The sequence below is a fragment of the Legionella navarrensis genome (assembly GCF_052527415.1).
The window spans coordinates 128965-145635 of sequence record NZ_JBNVZR010000001.1 but is presented as its reverse complement, the minus strand read 5'-3'; the positions used below and the strand labels follow the sequence as shown (position 1 = coordinate 145635).

Sequence of the window (16671 nt, the reverse complement as noted above, 5' to 3'; positions counted from 1 at the left end):
CTTCACTTTGTTCGCAATGACGGAGAATGGCTTTTTGTTCTAACATGAGTTACTCATGCTCTTGCCCGGAAAGCCCCTTAAACTCCAAGGCTATCCCATGATCTGCCATAAATTCCTGTTCGCATCTCAGTACAAAGCAGTATAGTATATACCAGTCTCACAAGGATTTGAGCTTATGTATCCATTCTATCATGTTGGTTTGTACGTCACGCGATTACTCAGATCCATTGGCCTGTTTTTTGTATTTTTCGGACACCTCTGTCACAGCGTTCTCATCAGCATGTCTGGTCAACTGAGCATCACCTGGAATCATATCTGGCGCGTGCTGTTTCACTCTGGCGTAGCTCTGGTGCTGCCTCTGGCCTTTATCAGCAGCCTGATGACTGTATCAGTAACCGTCAGTACCTATCTCATTCTGTCCCGTTTTAATCTGCAGCAGAAAAATCTGTCCATCGTTCAGGATATTATGACAGTTGATTTGCTTCCGGTTCTGATTGGCTTTGTTTTGTGCATCCAGTCTTCTCTGAGCCTGATAAACGCACGCATCAAAATCACCCGGCGGCAGCAAAGTCCCGAGGAGGTCATTCTGGCGTTTGTCATACCCATCATGATCGGCATCAGTATCACGGCGCTGTTATTATATACCTACGTTCTGGCCGCCATTTTTTTATCTCTCTACCTGACCTTCGATTATTTATATCTGCTGACAACACATGAATTTATTCTGCAGATGTCGCAGTCGATTAGCCTCGAGGAGATCCTGTTTTCTGTGTTTAAAACACTGCTCTTTGGCCTCATTGTCAGTTTGACGGCTGGCTATTACTATTATCAAGTGGCTGTCTACCAGATTACGATGAGACGTGGTGTATCCCGGATACTCACGCGCGGCCTGCTCTGGTTGTTGCTGAGCAGCGTTTTACTGAAACTTATCACGATTTAGTCCATGAACGGATGAAATCATTACTGCCCTTAAGGACAAGCATGCGTAAAAACAGTTTTTATACATTGGTCGGCATATTTGTGCTCGGCTCTCTGGCTCTGATGATAGTTGGCGGCATGCTGGTATACAAAAATCATTTAAAATCCGAAGTGCAGACTTACGTTATTTTCTTCAAAGGCTCACTGAAAGGATTGGATATTTCTACGCCAATTACCTATCGAGGCGTAAAAATCGGCGAGGTCAAGCTGATTGAAATAACCGAAAACAAAGCTGGAAACAACGTAGTAATCCCAGTATATGTTGAGTTTTTTGTTGAAAAAACGCTGGGCTTTTCAACCAACCCGGTCAATCTGCTGATTGCAAATGGCTTTGTGGCCGATATCTCCAAACCCAATTTTCTCACAGGCATAGCCGATATTGAACTGGTCAAGCTGAAACCGGTGCCGAAAACGATTAAACAGACTTTTTTCCGTGGCTATCCCATTTTCCCCTCACGCAACACAGTGGATAAATACAGTTCGATTGACGACTCACTGAAGGCCGCCAATAAAATGTTTAATGATATCAGTGACCTTGTGAAATCGCGTGAGTTGCGCGAAACCATTGACGCTACCCGGCTGATGGTTGATAGTATCAATGAACTGGCACGCAATACCGATCAGTATTTACCATCGGTTACCGCGTACCTGACGCAGAGTCTGAAAAAAATCGGCAATGCCGCTGAGTCCACCCAAAATCTGACGGACTATCTGGCGCGTAATCCAGAATCATTGATACGAGGGAAACGGTGAAGATGACGGACAGGTACAACATGAAACGCCTGGCTCAACACAGCATGATGGCATTGATGATGCTGGCCCTGCTTGCCTGCGGACGCAGCCGACCCGTGCAGTTTTACATTCTCAATCCTTTGCCTTTGCCAGCTAAGGCGGTTGGAAAATATCAGCACCTGCAGATTGGTATCGACAGCATTGAAACACCAGCCTACGCAGAAAAACCTCAGATCATGCTGTATCTGGGTAATCAACAGGTCAGCATGGAAGAATATCATCAATGGGCTGAATCGCTGGATAAAACAATCAAACGCGTTGTTGCCAGTAATCTGACTACCCTGCTGCCGGGTTCGGTGGTGGCCAATTCTCCCTGGGATATTCAATTCAAACCAGAATGGCATTTGCAGATAAACATATCGCAGTTCAAAATCGACGCACAGGGCAACAGCGATTTACGTGCCAATTACCAGATTTATGAACAGGAGCGCCTGGTCATCAAGCGGGATCGCTACTATCATATCCATACCGACAATCTGAGCATGAATTCGCTGGTTACCAGCATGAATCAGAACCTGACCCGACTGACTCGCGATATCGCGAATGCCTTCGCGGGTCTCGGAAGAACACGATGATGATGTAAGGGCTTCGTCACAGCGAGCTGAATGATTATACGGCTCTGTGCTCCAGCACATTGATGGCTTCGCTGGTAATTGACGGGTAGGTCATCATGCCTATCACAGCTCAAAACCAGCCATCCGGGCATCGTCATGAAACATTTTGACTGTGTCCAGCGAGTATTGATCCAGGCAATAGCCGACCAGATTCAGTTTGTTTAAAATACTGTGCATTACCGTAATAATGTGGCAGCCAATCGCATCAGCCTGATAAATATTCAATAACTCCCGCGGACTTGCCCAGATAAGCTCTGCCTTTGGCAAGGGTTTCAGCCATTCGAGAGTGGATTTGAGCATGGGCACCGGATCGCGGCCGGTGTCGGCTATCCGCCCTGCAAAAACGGATAGATACGATGGCACATCGGGATTCAACACACGGATAATATCACGAACCTGGTTTAACGACATAAGTGCGGTTACGTTCACCTTCACCCCCTGCCGGGTCAGTCTTTTTATCAGAGACTGACTGGATTCACCCTGGCTGTTGGTCACCGGAATTTTAACGTACACGTTATCCGCCCAGGAGGCGATCTCGTCTGCCTGGCGCTGCATGTCGGCAAAATCATCGCTCAACACTTCAAACGAGACAGGCTTGTCTTTAATATCAGCCAGAACATCAAGAGCAAAGGCTTTATAATCAGCGATTCCCGCATTGCGCATCAAGCTGGGATTGGTGGTAAATCCCTTTATGCAGCTTCGCGCATACATATCCAGCATACCCTGTTTATCAGCCCCGTCGGCAAAGAGTTTGATCTTAAGCTCATCAACCCGTTTAATATCCATATCGCCTCTCGTTTATACGATTGCAGGTCGCTCTGCCGTGGCAGACTCCCATTTTGTCTGTCGCACGTTCAACCTGGGATGCGACACCAGCAAATGCCAGATCATTGACTGGAAGGCTTCGGAATGCGGGGTGATGCTGTCTGGATTCACGGTCGGGATAACAAGGCAGGCGTCTGCAACCCGCGCAGTATAACCTCCGTCACGCCCCGTCACCCCAAGAATCGTACTGCCGATTGTTTTAGCGTACTGCAGGGCCATCACCAGATTAGGGCTGATGTTTTTCTCCAGACTGCCGCCCCCCACCGATAGGACAAACACCCCATCCTGAGCCTTGAGCCGGCTGATGCGTAACCACTCGGCAAACACCGTTTCCCAGCCTTCGTCGTTGGTTCGGGCTGTCAGTTCGGCAGCGTTATCGCTGGGGGCATAGGCTTCCATACCGGCCAGTTTTCGAAAATCGCACACTGCATGCGAGCAGTTAGCGGCGCTGCCGCCTACGCCTAAAAAAAACAGGCGCCCCTGCCGCTCACGGACAGCGTACAGAAGGCTCACCATACGCTCAATCGTCTGCTGATCAAGTCGCTCGAGGATCATCATGGCTTCTGTTATATGTTGCTGTATGTAATTCATCGCTGCTGTTCCTTACCGTGCCTGTCCCGGATTACGCCTCTGAGATAATGGTCTGTTTCACACCATGCTTCCGGGGTCCCTATGTCATAAAAGCGATGAAAGACCTCGTACCCCAGAATCTCGCCCCGACAGGAATAATCGTGATACACGTCAGCCAGATCAAAACCCTCATGATCCGGGTAATCAGCCAGCATGCTGGCCGATAGAATGCTGATACCATAATCAATATAGTGCCTGACCGCGCTGGCCTGATGCTTGTTGTATTCCAGCAACACCCCGTCCTCAAAACGCACGTTGTTATCGCTGGAATATGGCTCTCGCTTGATAATCGTCATTAAGGCGGGTTTGCTCTGAGCACGAAACCGGTTTTCCAGTTCAGCGCAGGAAACCGACAGCCAGGAGTCCCCATAGAGTACAAAAAAAGCATCTCCCAGCAGAGGCAGGGCTTTTTTCAGAGCCCCCCCGGTTCCCTGAGGTGAGACGCCATCAGATGAATAGTCAATATTCAGTCCGTAACGCGCACCATCGCCAACAAAAGACTGTATCTGCTCACCCAGATGTCCCAGACACAGCACCACCCGCTCAAATCCCTGTTCTTTGGCAAAGGTCAGCTGCCATTCGATAAAAGGACGACCGGCTACCTCCAGCATGGATTTGGGCCGGTGTCGGGTAAACGGGCCGAGGCGGGTGGCATAGCCTCCGGCCAGAATGGCAAGCGTCATCCTCACGATGACAACACCACGCTGGCGCCTTCAAAATCAAAACGAAAACGCACTTCATCCAGGCCTATCTGTTTCATGCGCTGCCGCAGTTTATCCCTGTCCTGAGCCAGGAACATCAGAAAGCCCCCGCCTCCGGCGCCCACGAGCTTGCCGCCCACCGCGCCGTTGCGAATACCCTCGTTATACCAGTCGTCAATCAGCGGATTGCTCATGTGGGTCGATCGTTCTTTTTTACGTTGCCAGTGTTCGTGCATCAGCTCACCGAATGCCAGCGTCTGGCCGTTTTCCAGCAGGTCCCGGCTGAGAAAGCCAAGCTGTTTGATATCATGTAAATTCTGGATCATGGCGGCGTCACGCTCGTTTGAGCGGCTGTTCTGCTCGCTCAAAATACTGCTGGCACTGCGCGAAAATCCAGTAAAGAACAACAGCAGATTGTCTTCCAGATCATGCAGAGTTTCCATGCTCACGGCCAGAGGAGTCGTGCTGACGCTGTGATCCCTGTGAAAGGTAAAACAGCCGAGACCTCCAAGAGCTGAGATGTATTGATCCTGTTTACCTACGGGTTCGCCCAGCCGGTCCAGCTCAATATGACAGGCGAGCTCTGCCAGCTCTCTGGCGTGAATATGCTGCCTGCGATGCGCATAAAGGGCTTTTAACAAAGCCGTGGTGAAACTGCCGGATGAACCCAGACCCGTTCCAGCCGGAATGTCGGCAAAGCTTGCAATTTCAATTTGCGGTAATTGAAGATTTTGATGCTTCAGAACTTCACGGATAATGGGATGCCGGACTTCGTCCACCGAATGAACCTGCTCCAGCTCCGAGTATTTTAAATAAATACCCGGAGTAAAAGGACGCATCACGGTGACGTACACGTATTTATCGATGGCTGCAGACAGCAGAAACCCTTCGTGCTCTTCGTAGTAGGAAGGCAAATCCGTGCCGCCGCCACCCAGACTGACGCGCAAAGGGCTGCGTGCAATGATCATGCTGAAATCAAGCCTGCCACAGCGCCATAAAATCAGGAACCGACATCGCAACCAGCGAATTGGTATCTGACATCGCTTTGGTAATGGCATCCACCTGAGCCGCGGCAAAACGCGTTTTCAGATTACGGGAAAACTTCTCCAGCAGCACCGGTATCCCTTCTTCACGACGTCGCCTGTGACCGATTGGATACTCAACACAGACTGTTTCAGACTCACTGCCATCTTTAAACACCAGTTTGATGCTGTTGGCAATGGAACGTTTTTCCGGATCATGGTAATCCTGCGAGAACTGTGTGTTTTCACTTACGTGCATTTTAGCGCGCAGGGCATCAATACGCGGATCAGCGGCGACTTTGTCTTCATAATGATCAGCGGTCAGATCACCGAACAACAATCCGATGGCTACCATATATTGCAGGCAATGATCCCGGTCAGCCGGGTTATGCAGAGCACCCTGCTTGCTGATAATGCGAATGGCTGACTCATGCGTCACCAGCTCAATACGGGCGATATCATTAAAGCGCGCTGCGACCTGAGGATGCAGCGCTACCGCGCATTCAACGGCTGTCTGCGCGTGGAATTCAGCGGGGTACGAGAGTTTAAACAGCACGTTTTCCATGACATAACTGCCATAAGGCCTTTGGAATTTGAAGGCATTGCCACCAAACAGCACGTCATAAAAGCCCCATTTGCTGGCGGTCAGGGCACTGGGATAACCCATTTCGCCGCGCTGTGCTATCAGAGCCAGGCGAACCGCGCGCGAAGTAGCATCTCCTGCCGCCCATGATTTACGCGAGCCGGCGTTGGGTGCATGACGATAGGTACGCAGGCTCTGACCATCAACAAACACCTGCGACAAGGTACGCAGCATCATATCTCTGTCGGCACCAAATAAGGAGGCTGCTACTGCCGCGCTCGCTATCTTGACCAGAAATACATGATCGAGACCTACCCGGTTAAAACTGTTCTCGAGAGCCAGGCAGCCTTGAATTTCATGCGCCTTGATCATCGCAGTCAGTACGGCGTGCATCGTGACCGCCGCTTTGTTTTGTCTGAGGTTTTCACGGCTGACGTAATCCGCTACCGCCAGAATAGCGCCCAGATTATCGGAGGGATGACCCCATTCGGCGGCCAGCCAGGTGTCATTGAAATCCAGCCAGCGAATCATGGTACCGATGTTGAACGCAGCCTGAACAGGATCCAGTTCATAGGACGTGCCGGGCACACGCGCTCCGCCAGCCAGAACGGCGCCGGGAACGACGGGTCCGAGCAGCTTGGTGCATTCAGGAAAATTCAGCGCCAGCATCCCGCAGCCAAGCGTATCCATCAGGCACAGGCGGGCGGTTTCATAGGCGCTGGCGCTGTTGATGCTGTGGTTCAATACGTAATCGGCTATATCACTGATAACCGCGTCATAATCAGGTTTCACGTTGTCTTCAACATACGTACTCATGTCAGCCTCGTTTCTCAATAGGTAAAAATGCGCGTGGCGCGGGCCCAGTGTATTCTGAACTGGGTCTGATCAGTCGGTTGTCCGCGCGTTGTTCAAATACGTGCGCAGCCCAGCCAGTGATGCGGGACATCACAAAAATCGGTGTAAACAAAGGCGTTGGAATATCACAATAGTGATAAGCCGACGCGCTGTAAAAATCCAGATTGGGGAACAGTTTTTTCTCACGACGCATAATCGCTTCAACACGCTCAGACACTTCATAGAGGCGCGTATCGCCCTTCACCTGCGACAGTTTTTTCGACCAGTGCTTGATAATATCGGAACGTGGATCGCTGTCTTTATAGACACGATGCCCAAAACCCATGATTTTGGCTTTGCTGGCCAGCATGGCCATCAGTTTTTTTTCGGCATCGTCGGCTGTTTCAAACTGTTCCAGCAACTCCATGGCCGCTTCGTTGGCACCGCCGTGCAGAGGGCCACGCAGCGTTCCAATCGCTGAGGTGATGGCCGAATAAAAATCAGACAGGGTGGCGGCCGTTACGCGAGCGGCGAAGGTTGATGCGTTAAATTCATGTTCGGCGTAGAGAATCAGGGATACGTTCATCATATCGCGTTCGATATCCGTAGGCTTTCTGCCATGCAGAAGCGTCAGGAAATGACCGCCAATGGATGATTCGTCAGTGAACTCATTTAATTCCTTGCCCTGAAAATGCCAGGCATACCAATAGCACATCATGGCCGGAAACACGGCAAGCAGGCGGTCTGCGATGTCGTATTGCTGAGAAAAGCTGAATTCCGGTTCCAGATTACCGAGCATGGAGCAGCCTGTGCGCAAGACATCCATGGGATGCGTGTCTTTGGGAATCATTTTCAATACGGTTTTCAATTCGGCTGGCAGCGCACGCAGGCCATTAAGGCGCTTGATGTAGGCGTTCAACTCGTTTTGCGTAGGCAAATGACCATAATGCAGCAGAAACGCTACCTCTTCGAAACTGGCTTTTTCGGCAAGATCATCAATTGAATAGCCGCGGTAGTTCAACCCGCTTCCTTCGTGTCCCACGGTAGCAATAGCGGACTGTCCTGCAATCACACCGGCAAGCCCTGCTGTATTAGTTTCCATCATTTCCCTCCATCAATTGATCCAGTTTTTTTTCGTAATCGAGATAACCGAGCACATCGTACAGTTCCTGCCGTGTCTGCATCCGGTCTATCATGCTTTGCTGCGTGCCCTGCTGGTGAATAGCCTGATATACAGAGAGAGCCGCCTGCGACATGGCACGGAAAGCACTTAAGGGATACAGAATCAATTGTATCCCGGCAGCCGCCAGCTCGTCGCGGGTAAACAAGGGGGTTTTACCAAATTCGGTGATATTGGCCAGCACAGGCACCTTGACACGCTGGGTAAATATTTTGTACTCGTCAAGTGAGGTGATGGCTTCGGCGAAGATCATGTCGGCACCAAGGCTCACGCAATACTGCGCCCGCTCGATGGCTGCATTCATGCCTTCCATCGCGTAGGCATCGGTACGGGCCATGATAACAAAATCGCTGTCGCGGCGGGCATCCACGGCCGCCTTGATTCGATCGCCCATTTCTGCCATGGATACCACGGCTTTATTAGGGCGATGGCCACAGCGCTTGGCCAGTACCTGGTCTTCGATGTGGATGGCGGCCACGCCGGCTCGTTCCATCAGTCTGACGGTTCTGGCTATGTTAAAGGCGTGTCCCCAGCCGGTGTCGACGTCAACCAGCAAAGGCAGAGAACAGATGTCGGTAATGCGCCGGGCATCTTCCAGCACATCGCTCAGACCAGTCATGCCAAGATCAGGCAGGCCATAAGAGGCGTTGGCAACGCCGGCACCTGATAAATAGACCGCCTGACAACCGGCCCGCTCGGCCAGCATGGCGCAATAGGCATTGATGGTACCAACAATTTGCAAAGGTGCCTGCGTCGCAATCAGATGGCGGAATTTTTTTCCGGGGGAATCAGACATACAATGAAACTCCATTTAACACGTATTCAGGTAGACAGGCATTTTTATCATGAGCGAATTCGGATAGCAATAAAAAACCCTGCGCCCAGGTTCCATATCGAGCCGGAGCGCAGGGGTTCTCGGAGTATTTTACCGGGACTGCGCTTTATTTTGCAGAGACTTCTTTCCACCAGTTTGTTTTGGTTTCAGTAGCCCAGTGACCATCGCGTACGCGCGCAACAAAGGCTTCTGTTTTTTCTGGGGAAGAGGATTTCTGATCGAGCTTGACGCACCAGTCCCAATCACCGGTTGTAGACCACATGCTTTCTACGCCATCCCATTTAGCGATTGCGTTTAGGTTTCCGGAGAGACGACTCCGGGTGTGTTTGAGCGTATACCATGGTGCTTGAACCCGCCAATATATGCCCGGAATTTTTTCTGTACTGGACAATTTCCTAATCTTTGTATTATTTGCTCTCCCAGTGCAGCATTTGTCCTCCCCGTGCAGGCGGGGATCTATGGTCAAATCAGGCAACGAAGCCAGCTCCTGGATAGTTTCCCGCCTGCGCGGGAATGACAGTCCGGAGTTTTTATCCGGTGCAGAGCGGAATTTTTTCAGGGCTGAAAGTCTATATCCTCAATAGCATCTAAGGCCGGTTGTTCTTTAAAGACCAGACAATTAGGCAGACTGGCATAAAAATTTTTGGTATTATCACTGCGAAAATTAAACAGCCTGCCGTTGGACAGTTCAGCCCGGCATGTCAGAGTCAATATCCGTTTTAAACGCTCAGCTGGAGCCATTTCCTCATCATAAAGGATATTCTGCATGGCGACGACGGTCGTAGGCCGTTCGTCCCAGCGTGTCTTCCAGAGCCGCCTGTCTTTACCTACAAACGCCAGCAACATGGCGTTCAGAGATGCATTAATATCCACCGACATGACATCAAATATCGAATCATATAACTGGCGGGTGTGTTCGGCTCGCCGACGATGCGGGGCGCTGGCAGCCAGCATGGCCATTTTGATCACAGAAACGGCGGCACCATAACTTTCCGATACATCATTCTCCGCGCGGCGGATTTGCTGCCAGAACCCGGCGATGTGAGCAGGTACTCTTCTGCTGGTTCCATCGTCCAGCTGAATGACAGTTCCGGCAAACAGCCCGCCTCTGACACGCCAGAAATTCCTGTCCAGGCCATCAAGGACTATCGATTTCAAATCAGCCAGAGCTTCCGTTGCCAACTCGCTCTGCTGCTCCAGTATATCTGAAGTTGATATCGGTTCATCCTGCTCCATATCCGGCGAAGGCGTGCGCAGCAATACCCGCGTTAAGTCTGCTGCCGATTCATCATGACTGATGGTCATTTCGTGGAGACCACGCGTTTCCTGAGCACCTTTCACCTCATTAACACTAACAAGAAACTGAGTCATTTTGTCGTTAAACACCGTAACCGCCTGCAGTACCGGATGCCCGCCGGGGAGGAACCCCTCTCCGAGCTGCTTAACCCATGTTTGAGTAAACAGTGGCAGTTTCGTCAGGCGCTGATAGGGCATGGGAACCAGATCCCGGGCAAGTGACACTTCGTTTAACTTCCCTAAACTCGACTGGAGACAAGTAACCACGGTGGTGTTTTTCTGGATAAGACCACTTAGTTTCTCCAGGTTACACACGACCCAGTAATAGCTCGTCAGACGATCTGCCCATGCCCTGCTGAGAGACTTGTCGTCAGTCAGCTCCTGCATTCGCATAAAAATCTGATTAATCGCTTCCTGAGTATAAACGTCCAGCGGATGAGGTTCGGCATTATCGACAGGTTTTTCTGGCAGACATATCTGCCAGAGATCCGTTGGTGTCGCCATCACGCCATAATGCCAGATGGCTGTATCCAGCAACTCACATTCGCTCTGCGTAAAATTTCTGCGGGGCAGCTCCCGCAATGCCTGGACAAAATTGCTCATGTGAGCCGCGAACATCATATCCGTGCTTTGTACTTCTTTCAGGCTGCCTTTCAGGGTCTGCGTGACAGTCGGGTTTTTACGGATAAAATTATGTCCTGGCTGGATATGTAAGACAACCTGATCGGATTGCTGCTCACGACTCAGGCGTGCCATATCGCGGACGCTTTGGTGATAATTCCAGTCAATCACTCCACTGCCAGGGATCACCTCCTGTTCTTCGGTAGAATCAGATACCAGTCGCAGACGGACGTTTCGAGGCAGCATATCAGGATGCGATGTGAAAAAACGTCTCAGATTATCCTGTAGATGAGGCTCAATAAAGCAGTCAAAATCAATCTGCTCTCTGGGATGCGCGCAGGCGGCTTTTTGTATCTGGGCATACAGAGGCAGCAGGCAGGACGCGTCTACTAAAGGCATGTCAGAAACCGCAGTACTGGAGGCCGCGTGCGATCTGGGGCTGTGTGATCCTGACCAGATACTGCTGACCTGAAAAGAGTCAAAGATCGCAGTCAGCTCTTCAGAGAAACTGGCCACAATATCAGCTGTCGGAGTAGCACCCTCCGCCATGGTATAACAGCGTGAATAATCCTGACGCGTGCCGACTGTTTGCTGTAACCAGTTATGATTTTCTGTCTGAAGAGGGTTAAGGTAAAACGAGAGTACGCGAACGGTCATGCCAAACCTGCTGAATATGATTTAATTTTGCGTAATCTATCATATTTTTGTTAAGGAAAAATTAAGCAAATTCCTACCCACCAGGCCTGCCTCTGTGCTCGATAAAAAAAGGATGTCAGCTCTACAGACAAGCATATCGTGGTAACCATGGTTCCCCGGATTACGGCTAAACGCCTAATCCGGGCTACGTGTCCGTTGTGAACGACCATCGTAAACCCCTTGTAGCCCGGATTAGCGTCAGCGTAATCCGGGAACAGACCACCAGCGAAGAATCGTGTGAGGAGGACAAAAAGACGCACGTCAGCCCGATACCTTCATCACCGTGCCTAAGTGCTCCAGAAACTCCTTACTGCCTGTCTCGCCCACGAGGCGCAGAGTATCCAGCTCCTGACTTTCCCTGCCGAGAAACACAAAAGTGGGTGGGGCCACCACCCGATAATCCTGCAACAGAGCCCGCGAGTCGGCGTTGTTTGCGGTTACGTCTACCTTAATCACTGCGAATGGTGCCAGCGCCTTCAGTACCTCCGGGTTTTTAAAGGTAGTGGCTTCCATTTCCAGACAGGACGCGCACCAGTCTGCGTAAAAATCGAGAAGAACAGGTTTGCCCTGGGCTGCAGCGATGGCCTGCTGCAATCCCTCCACGCTGGTCACCGTTTTCGTTTCCAGTGACTCACCTGCACGATTGTCAACAGCCCAGGCAGCCAGAGGCTGCAATGGATTACTGCCCCCCATGCTGGCGCCGACCAGCACCAGAAGGCCATACACCAGCAGCAGGATACCAACTGCCTGACCAAATTTTTCGTGATGCGTACGCGCCGGAACCAGAGCACCAGAGTAGATTCCTGAAAAAACCAGCAAGGCAGCCCATAAGCCCATAACCAGTGGTGCCGGCAAGATACGGCCAAGCAGATAAATGGCCACAGCCAGCAGCATCACACCAAAGAAGGCCTTAACAGCATTCATCCAGCGACCTGCCCTGGGAAGCCAGCGCCCCGCCGACATGCCAATCAGCAGCAACGGCGTCCCCATGCCCAGCCCCAGGAAAAACAGACTCAGACTGCCCAGTATTACATTGCCACTGCGCGCGATATAGCCCAGGGCACCAATCAGAGGAGCCGTGACACAGGGCGATAAAATCAGCGTAGACAGGCAACCCATGATGGCGGCCCCCAGATAATGACCATTCGCCTGGTTGCGGTTAATCCTGGCCAGCCTGGCCTGCCAGGAAACAGGCAGCTTTAACTCGTAATAACCAAACATGGACAAGGCAAGCAATACAAACAACAGACTGAATATGGCAATTACCCATGGCGACTGCATGATAATCTGCAGATTACTGCCCAGCATGGCAACAACAGCCCCTACTGCGGCGTAGGTCGCCGCCATGCTCAACACATAACTCAAGGACAGTAAAAAGGCCTTGCGCGTCGTTAAATCAGCGCCATGCCCGACAATAATGCCGGATAATACCGGCACCATCGGCAACACACAGGGTGTAAACGCGAGCAAGAGACCAAAACCAAAAAAAGTGATCAGAATAAGCGGCCAGTGATGCGAGTCAAAGACCTGGTCAACCGGGCTGGGTGCAACAACAGGCTTGTCTGACTCCGGCCCGCTCACATCATCATACAAAGCAACCGATGCCAGCCCCAGGTTGTCTCCAATGGTTAACAGCAGCTGGCTGGTCTCGGGAGGATAACAAAAGCCATCGTCAGAGCACCCCTGATAATGCAGTTCCAGCAAGGCCTCACCGGGCTGCACGCCCAGCACGGCAACGGGTAGAGACAGACGGTTACGATAGACAGAATATTGACGCCCCTGATGATCGACTTTGATGACGGGTTTGGGATACCGAATATCGCCCAGGTGAACATTACTGACGGCAGGTGTCGTGATTTTTATACGATCACTGTAAAGAAAATAGCCAGGTTTAATGTCCCAGTTCAGCACAAAGGTATTGGGATCAATGCGCTTCACTTCCAGAGGAAACACCTCAGATGCCGCGGGCGGTTCGGCAAAAGCGAGCATGGATGAAAAACAGCAGAACAAAATAAAAACCCATCTTTTCATAGTAAACCCAATTGTCGATGTCTGTTAAAATGCCATTCTACCTGAAAATGTAGTTTTTTTCGCCATATGATGATATTTGCCAGAGACGGAGAGCTCCTCCCCCTGCTCTTGCCCCGCGCTATTGAATAAACGCTACAAAAATATTTTTGTACCTGCCCTTGAAAAATCATTCCCCTCCCCCATATACACGACATCGGCATCGAACGTCGGTGCTTATCGAAGTCAGAGATCATTCTGAAGAAATTTGGTGATTAACAAAAATCAGGAGAGTAAGTATGAAAATTCGTCCTTTACACGATCGCGTTGTAGTTCGTCGAATGGAAGAAGAACGCACCACTGCCGGTGGAATCGTGATTCCCGACAGTGCGACTGAAAAACCCATGCGCGGTGAAGTCATCGCTGTAGGTGCTGGTAAGGTTTTGGATAACGGCGACGTTCGTGCTCTGGCTGTTAAGACAGGTGATGTTGTTCTGTTCGGCAAATACTCTGGCACTGAGATCAAGATTAACGGTCAGGAACTGGTTGTCATGCGCGAAGATGACATCATGGGCGTGGTTGAGAAATAATTTAAAAGATACGGGAGATAATAAACATGGCTAAAGAATTACGTTTTGGCGACGATGCGCGCCAGCAAATCCTGGCAGGTGTAAATGGTCTGGCTGACGCAGTACGCGTTACCATGGGTCCTCGTGGACGTAACGTGGTACTGGAGCGTTCCTATGGCGCCCCCACCATTACCAAAGACGGCGTGTCCGTTGCCAAGGAAATTGAATTTGAGCAACGCTTCAAAAACATGGGCGCTCAAATGGTCAAGGAAGTGGCGTCAAAAACATCCGATGCAGCCGGTGATGGTACCACCACCGCTACTGTTCTGGCCTGCGCCATCATGATGGAAGGTCAAAAATCCGTTGCTGCCGGCATGAACCCAATGGATCTGAAACGCGGTATCGACAAAGCGGTTGCTGCGATCACCAAAGAACTGGAATCCATGTCCAAACCCTGTAAAGATGGCAAAGCTATTGCTCAGGTTGGTACTATTTCTGCTAACGCTGACGAAGCTATCGGCGCGATCATTGCTGAAGCGATGGAAAAAGTTGGTAAAGAAGGCGTGATCACTGTTGAAGACGGCACTGGTCTGGAAAATGAACTGTCTGTTGTTGAAGGTATGCAGTTTGACCGCGGTTACATTTCTCCATACTTCATCAACAATCAGCAAAACATGTCAGCTGAACTGGAACAACCGTTCATTCTGCTGGTTGACAAAAAAATCTCCAGCATTCGCGATATGCTGTCTGTTCTGGAAGCTGTTGCCAAGTCCGGCCGTCCTCTGCTGATTATTGCTGAAGACGTTGAAGGCGAAGCGCTGGCTACGCTGGTTGTCAACAATATGCGTGGCATTGTTAAAGTCTGTGCGGTTAAAGCACCTGGCTTCGGCGATCGTCGTAAAGCCATGCTGCAGGATATTGCTATCCTGACCAATGGCCAGGTGATTTCTGAAGAAATCGGCAAGAGCCTTGAAACAGCAGGTCTGGACGATCTGGGTACAGCAAAACGCATCGTTGTTACCAAAGAAAACACCACAATCATCGACGGTGAAGGTAAAGCGACTGAAATCAATGGCCGTATCGCTCAAATCCGTTCGCAAATGGAAGAAACCTCTTCTGACTACGATCGTGAAAAATTACAGGAGCGTGTTGCTAAACTGGCTGGCGGCGTTGCCGTTATCAAAGTCGGTGCAGCTACCGAAGTTGAAATGAAAGAAAAGAAAGCCCGTGTTGAAGATGCTCTGCATGCTACACGTGCCGCTGTTGAAGAAGGTATCGTTGCCGGTGGTGGTGTTGCCCTGATTCGTGCTCAAAAAGCACTGGATGGTCTGAAAGGCGATAACGCTGATCAAGACATGGGTATCAACATTCTGCGTCGTGCGATTGAATCCCCACTGCGTCAAATCGTTTCTAACGCAGGTTACGAAGCGTCTGTTGTTGTGAACAACGTAGCCAGCAACAAAGGAAACTACGGTTTCAACGCAGCAACCGGTGAGTACGGTGACATGGTTGACCTGGGTATTCTGGATCCAACCAAAGTAACTCGTACCGCTCTGCAGAACGCGGCGTCTATCGCCAGCCTGATGCTGACTACCGAGTGCATGATTGCTGATCTGCCGAAGAAAGATGATGGCGCTGATGCTGCTGGCGGTATGGGCGGCATGGGTGGTATGGGCGGCATGGGCGGCATGATGTAATTGCCCCCCACCTCCCCTTCAAAACCCGCCATCTGGCGGGTTTTTTTTTTATCTGCTTCAGGCTGCCGTGGAGTTAAATATAAAAATATTAATCATCTTGCTTGATAAATAGCCTGTCAGTAACAATACTTTAAGCGGAAGGAACATACATACAGGTACAGGCACGTTTAATATGCCCAACTCAGTCAGGAATTATCATGGTGAAATTTGTCGAACTTGAGCACAAATTTTGTTTTGACACAGCGGCCGATCTAAACGCCCTTCGCACCTCTATCGAAGCCTGTCAGCCGGAAACGAGCTACAGCATAGAAGTCAATGAACGCTACTTTCTGGTTCAGGGGTTGAACGACTTCATCATTCGTCACAAGGTGGATGGGGAAAAACAAAGCCTGACGCTCAAATCATTTGCCCTTGGTGCCGACTCAGAGCAACGCCTGGAAATTGATATTCCCCTGTCGCAGGAATCAGGTGATCAGCTCGATGCCATTGAGCGGTTCCTATCAGCCTTTGGTGATTTTAACGAATATAAATTAACAAAAGAACTCGAGGTTTTTACGTTTCCGGAAGCTGAAATAATCCTCTACCGTGCTTTTTCATCTGACAGAGAAGTGTTTGTTCTGGAGGTGGAAAGCAAGAAAGAGAACAGGGACAGCGCCCTCTGCCACATCAAAAACTTTGAGACACAGCTCGAACTGCTTACAAAGCAGCGGGAAAAACGTTGTCTGTTTGAATTATTATTTACCTCAAACGAGACAGTGGCGCCACGCATTCATAAAAACAAAAGGTGAATC

The 16671-nt window shown here is 50.4% G+C and carries 16 protein-coding genes; 6 read left to right on the top strand and 10 right to left on the bottom strand.

Annotation, left to right across the window (positions count from 1 at the left end; translation table 11 throughout):
* The first annotated feature begins 175 nt into the window (after window positions 1–175).
* The 3 genes from ACQUTA_RS00570 to ACQUTA_RS00560 are packed head-to-tail and all read left to right on the top strand — an operon-like array spanning window position 176 to window position 2345.
* Window positions 176–940: an ABC transporter permease gene (locus ACQUTA_RS00570; RefSeq protein ID WP_444986182.1), complete on the top strand. Its 765-nt coding sequence runs from the start codon at window positions 176–178 to the stop codon at window positions 938–940.
* Window positions 941–981: 41 nt separating this feature from the next.
* Window positions 982–1731 carry an MlaD family protein gene (locus tag ACQUTA_RS00565; protein ID WP_444986180.1) on the top strand — a complete coding sequence of 250 codons (750 nt, stop codon included), beginning with the start codon at window positions 982–984 and terminating at the stop codon, window positions 1729–1731.
* Window positions 1732–1751: 20 nt separating this feature from the next.
* A complete protein-coding gene (locus ACQUTA_RS00560) occupies window positions 1752–2345 on the top strand; it encodes a PqiC family protein (RefSeq protein WP_444986178.1) in 594 nt (197 codons plus the stop codon).
* A gap of 102 nt (window positions 2346–2447) precedes the next feature.
* Here the strand turns inward: ACQUTA_RS00560 and ACQUTA_RS00555 are convergent, their stop codons facing one another.
* The 10 genes from ACQUTA_RS00555 to dsbD form a co-directional block, all read right to left on the bottom strand.
* The gene (locus ACQUTA_RS00555; RefSeq protein WP_444986176.1) at window positions 2448–3170 is read right to left on the bottom strand and encodes a transaldolase; all 723 of its coding nucleotides are present in this window, start codon (window positions 3168–3170) and stop codon (window positions 2448–2450) included.
* 12 nt (window positions 3171–3182) lie between these two features.
* Window positions 3183–3800 (bottom strand): SIS domain-containing protein, encoded by a 618-nt coding sequence (locus tag ACQUTA_RS00550; protein WP_444986174.1) that lies wholly within the window; start codon window positions 3798–3800, stop codon window positions 3183–3185.
* Entirely contained in the window at window positions 3797–4522 is a 726-nt protein-coding gene (locus ACQUTA_RS00545) for a sugar phosphate nucleotidyltransferase (protein ID WP_444986442.1), read from the bottom strand. Before ACQUTA_RS00545 ends, ACQUTA_RS00550 begins: the two co-directional genes overlap by 4 nt.
* 2 nt (window positions 4523–4524) lie before the next feature.
* Window positions 4525–5508 carry a GHMP family kinase ATP-binding protein gene (locus tag ACQUTA_RS00540; protein ID WP_444986172.1) on the bottom strand — a complete coding sequence of 328 codons (984 nt, stop codon included), beginning with the start codon at window positions 5506–5508 and terminating at the stop codon, window positions 4525–4527.
* Window positions 5509–5515: 7 nt separating this feature from the next.
* Window positions 5516–6961: a bifunctional 2-methylcitrate dehydratase/aconitate hydratase gene (locus ACQUTA_RS00535; RefSeq protein WP_444986170.1), complete on the bottom strand. Its 1446-nt coding sequence runs from the start codon at window positions 6959–6961 to the stop codon at window positions 5516–5518.
* Between the two features lies 1 nt (window position 6962).
* The gene (gene prpC, locus ACQUTA_RS00530) at window positions 6963–8081 is read right to left on the bottom strand and encodes a bifunctional 2-methylcitrate synthase/citrate synthase (protein ID WP_444986441.1); all 1119 of its coding nucleotides are present in this window, start codon (window positions 8079–8081) and stop codon (window positions 6963–6965) included.
* Window positions 8071–8955 carry a methylisocitrate lyase gene (gene prpB, locus ACQUTA_RS00525; RefSeq protein WP_444986169.1) on the bottom strand — a complete coding sequence of 295 codons (885 nt, stop codon included), beginning with the start codon at window positions 8953–8955 and terminating at the stop codon, window positions 8071–8073. The genes prpC and prpB overlap by 11 nt, the downstream gene beginning before the upstream one ends.
* Before the next feature lie 145 nt (window positions 8956–9100).
* On the bottom strand, window positions 9101–9283 hold the full coding sequence (locus ACQUTA_RS00520; protein WP_444986440.1) for a hypothetical protein: 183 nt from the start codon (window positions 9281–9283) through the stop codon (window positions 9101–9103).
* Between the two features lie 266 nt (window positions 9284–9549).
* On the bottom strand, window positions 9550–11568 hold the full coding sequence (locus ACQUTA_RS00515) for a hypothetical protein (RefSeq protein WP_444986167.1): 2019 nt from the start codon (window positions 11566–11568) through the stop codon (window positions 9550–9552).
* A gap of 300 nt (window positions 11569–11868) precedes the next feature.
* A complete protein-coding gene (dsbD, locus tag ACQUTA_RS00510; protein WP_444986166.1) occupies window positions 11869–13638 on the bottom strand; it encodes a protein-disulfide reductase DsbD in 1770 nt (589 codons plus the stop codon).
* Between the two features lie 275 nt (window positions 13639–13913).
* Between dsbD and groES the strand changes: the two genes are divergently transcribed.
* From groES to ACQUTA_RS00495, 3 genes are all read left to right on the top strand, one after another.
* Window positions 13914–14204, top strand: coding sequence for a co-chaperone GroES (gene groES / locus ACQUTA_RS00505; RefSeq protein WP_444986164.1), 291 nt, complete (start codon window positions 13914–13916; stop codon window positions 14202–14204).
* Between the two features lie 26 nt (window positions 14205–14230).
* Window positions 14231–15880 (top strand): chaperonin GroEL, encoded by a 1650-nt coding sequence (groL, locus tag ACQUTA_RS00500; RefSeq protein ID WP_444986162.1) that lies wholly within the window; start codon window positions 14231–14233, stop codon window positions 15878–15880.
* Between the two features lie 197 nt (window positions 15881–16077).
* Window positions 16078–16668 (top strand): hypothetical protein, encoded by a 591-nt coding sequence (locus ACQUTA_RS00495; protein WP_444986161.1) that lies wholly within the window; start codon window positions 16078–16080, stop codon window positions 16666–16668.
* The last annotated feature ends 3 nt before the right edge of the window (window positions 16669–16671 follow it).

Bases quoted from the DNA above. Each gene is read 5' to 3' on its own strand.
- ACQUTA_RS00570 (WP_444986182.1), top strand. From the start codon at position 176: ATGTATCCATTCTATCATGTTGGTTTGTACGTCACGCGATTACTCAGA.
- ACQUTA_RS00565 (WP_444986180.1), top strand. From the start codon at position 982: ATGCGTAAAAACAGTTTTTATACATTGGTCGGCATATTTGTGCTCGGC.
- ACQUTA_RS00560 (WP_444986178.1), top strand. From the start codon at position 1,752: ATGAAACGCCTGGCTCAACACAGCATGATGGCATTGATGATGCTGGCC.
- ACQUTA_RS00555 (WP_444986176.1), bottom strand. From the start codon at position 3,170: ATGGATATTAAACGGGTTGATGAGCTTAAGATCAAACTCTTTGCCGAC.
- ACQUTA_RS00550 (WP_444986174.1), bottom strand. From the start codon at position 3,800: ATGAATTACATACAGCAACATATAACAGAAGCCATGATGATCCTCGAG.
- ACQUTA_RS00545 (WP_444986442.1), bottom strand. From the start codon at position 4,522: ATGACGCTTGCCATTCTGGCCGGAGGCTATGCCACCCGCCTCGGCCCG.
- ACQUTA_RS00540 (WP_444986172.1), bottom strand. From the start codon at position 5,508: ATGATCATTGCACGCAGCCCTTTGCGCGTCAGTCTGGGTGGCGGCGGC.
- ACQUTA_RS00535 (WP_444986170.1), bottom strand. From the start codon at position 6,961: ATGAGTACGTATGTTGAAGACAACGTGAAACCTGATTATGACGCGGTT.
- prpC (WP_444986441.1), bottom strand. From the start codon at position 8,081: ATGGAAACTAATACAGCAGGGCTTGCCGGTGTGATTGCAGGACAGTCC.
- prpB (WP_444986169.1), bottom strand. From the start codon at position 8,955: ATGTCTGATTCCCCCGGAAAAAAATTCCGCCATCTGATTGCGACGCAG.
- ACQUTA_RS00515 (WP_444986167.1), bottom strand. From the start codon at position 11,568: ATGACCGTTCGCGTACTCTCGTTTTACCTTAACCCTCTTCAGACAGAA.
- dsbD (WP_444986166.1), bottom strand. From the start codon at position 13,638: ATGAAAAGATGGGTTTTTATTTTGTTCTGCTGTTTTTCATCCATGCTC.
- groES (WP_444986164.1), top strand. From the start codon at position 13,914: ATGAAAATTCGTCCTTTACACGATCGCGTTGTAGTTCGTCGAATGGAA.
- groL (WP_444986162.1), top strand. From the start codon at position 14,231: ATGGCTAAAGAATTACGTTTTGGCGACGATGCGCGCCAGCAAATCCTG.
- ACQUTA_RS00495 (WP_444986161.1), top strand. From the start codon at position 16,078: ATGGTGAAATTTGTCGAACTTGAGCACAAATTTTGTTTTGACACAGCG.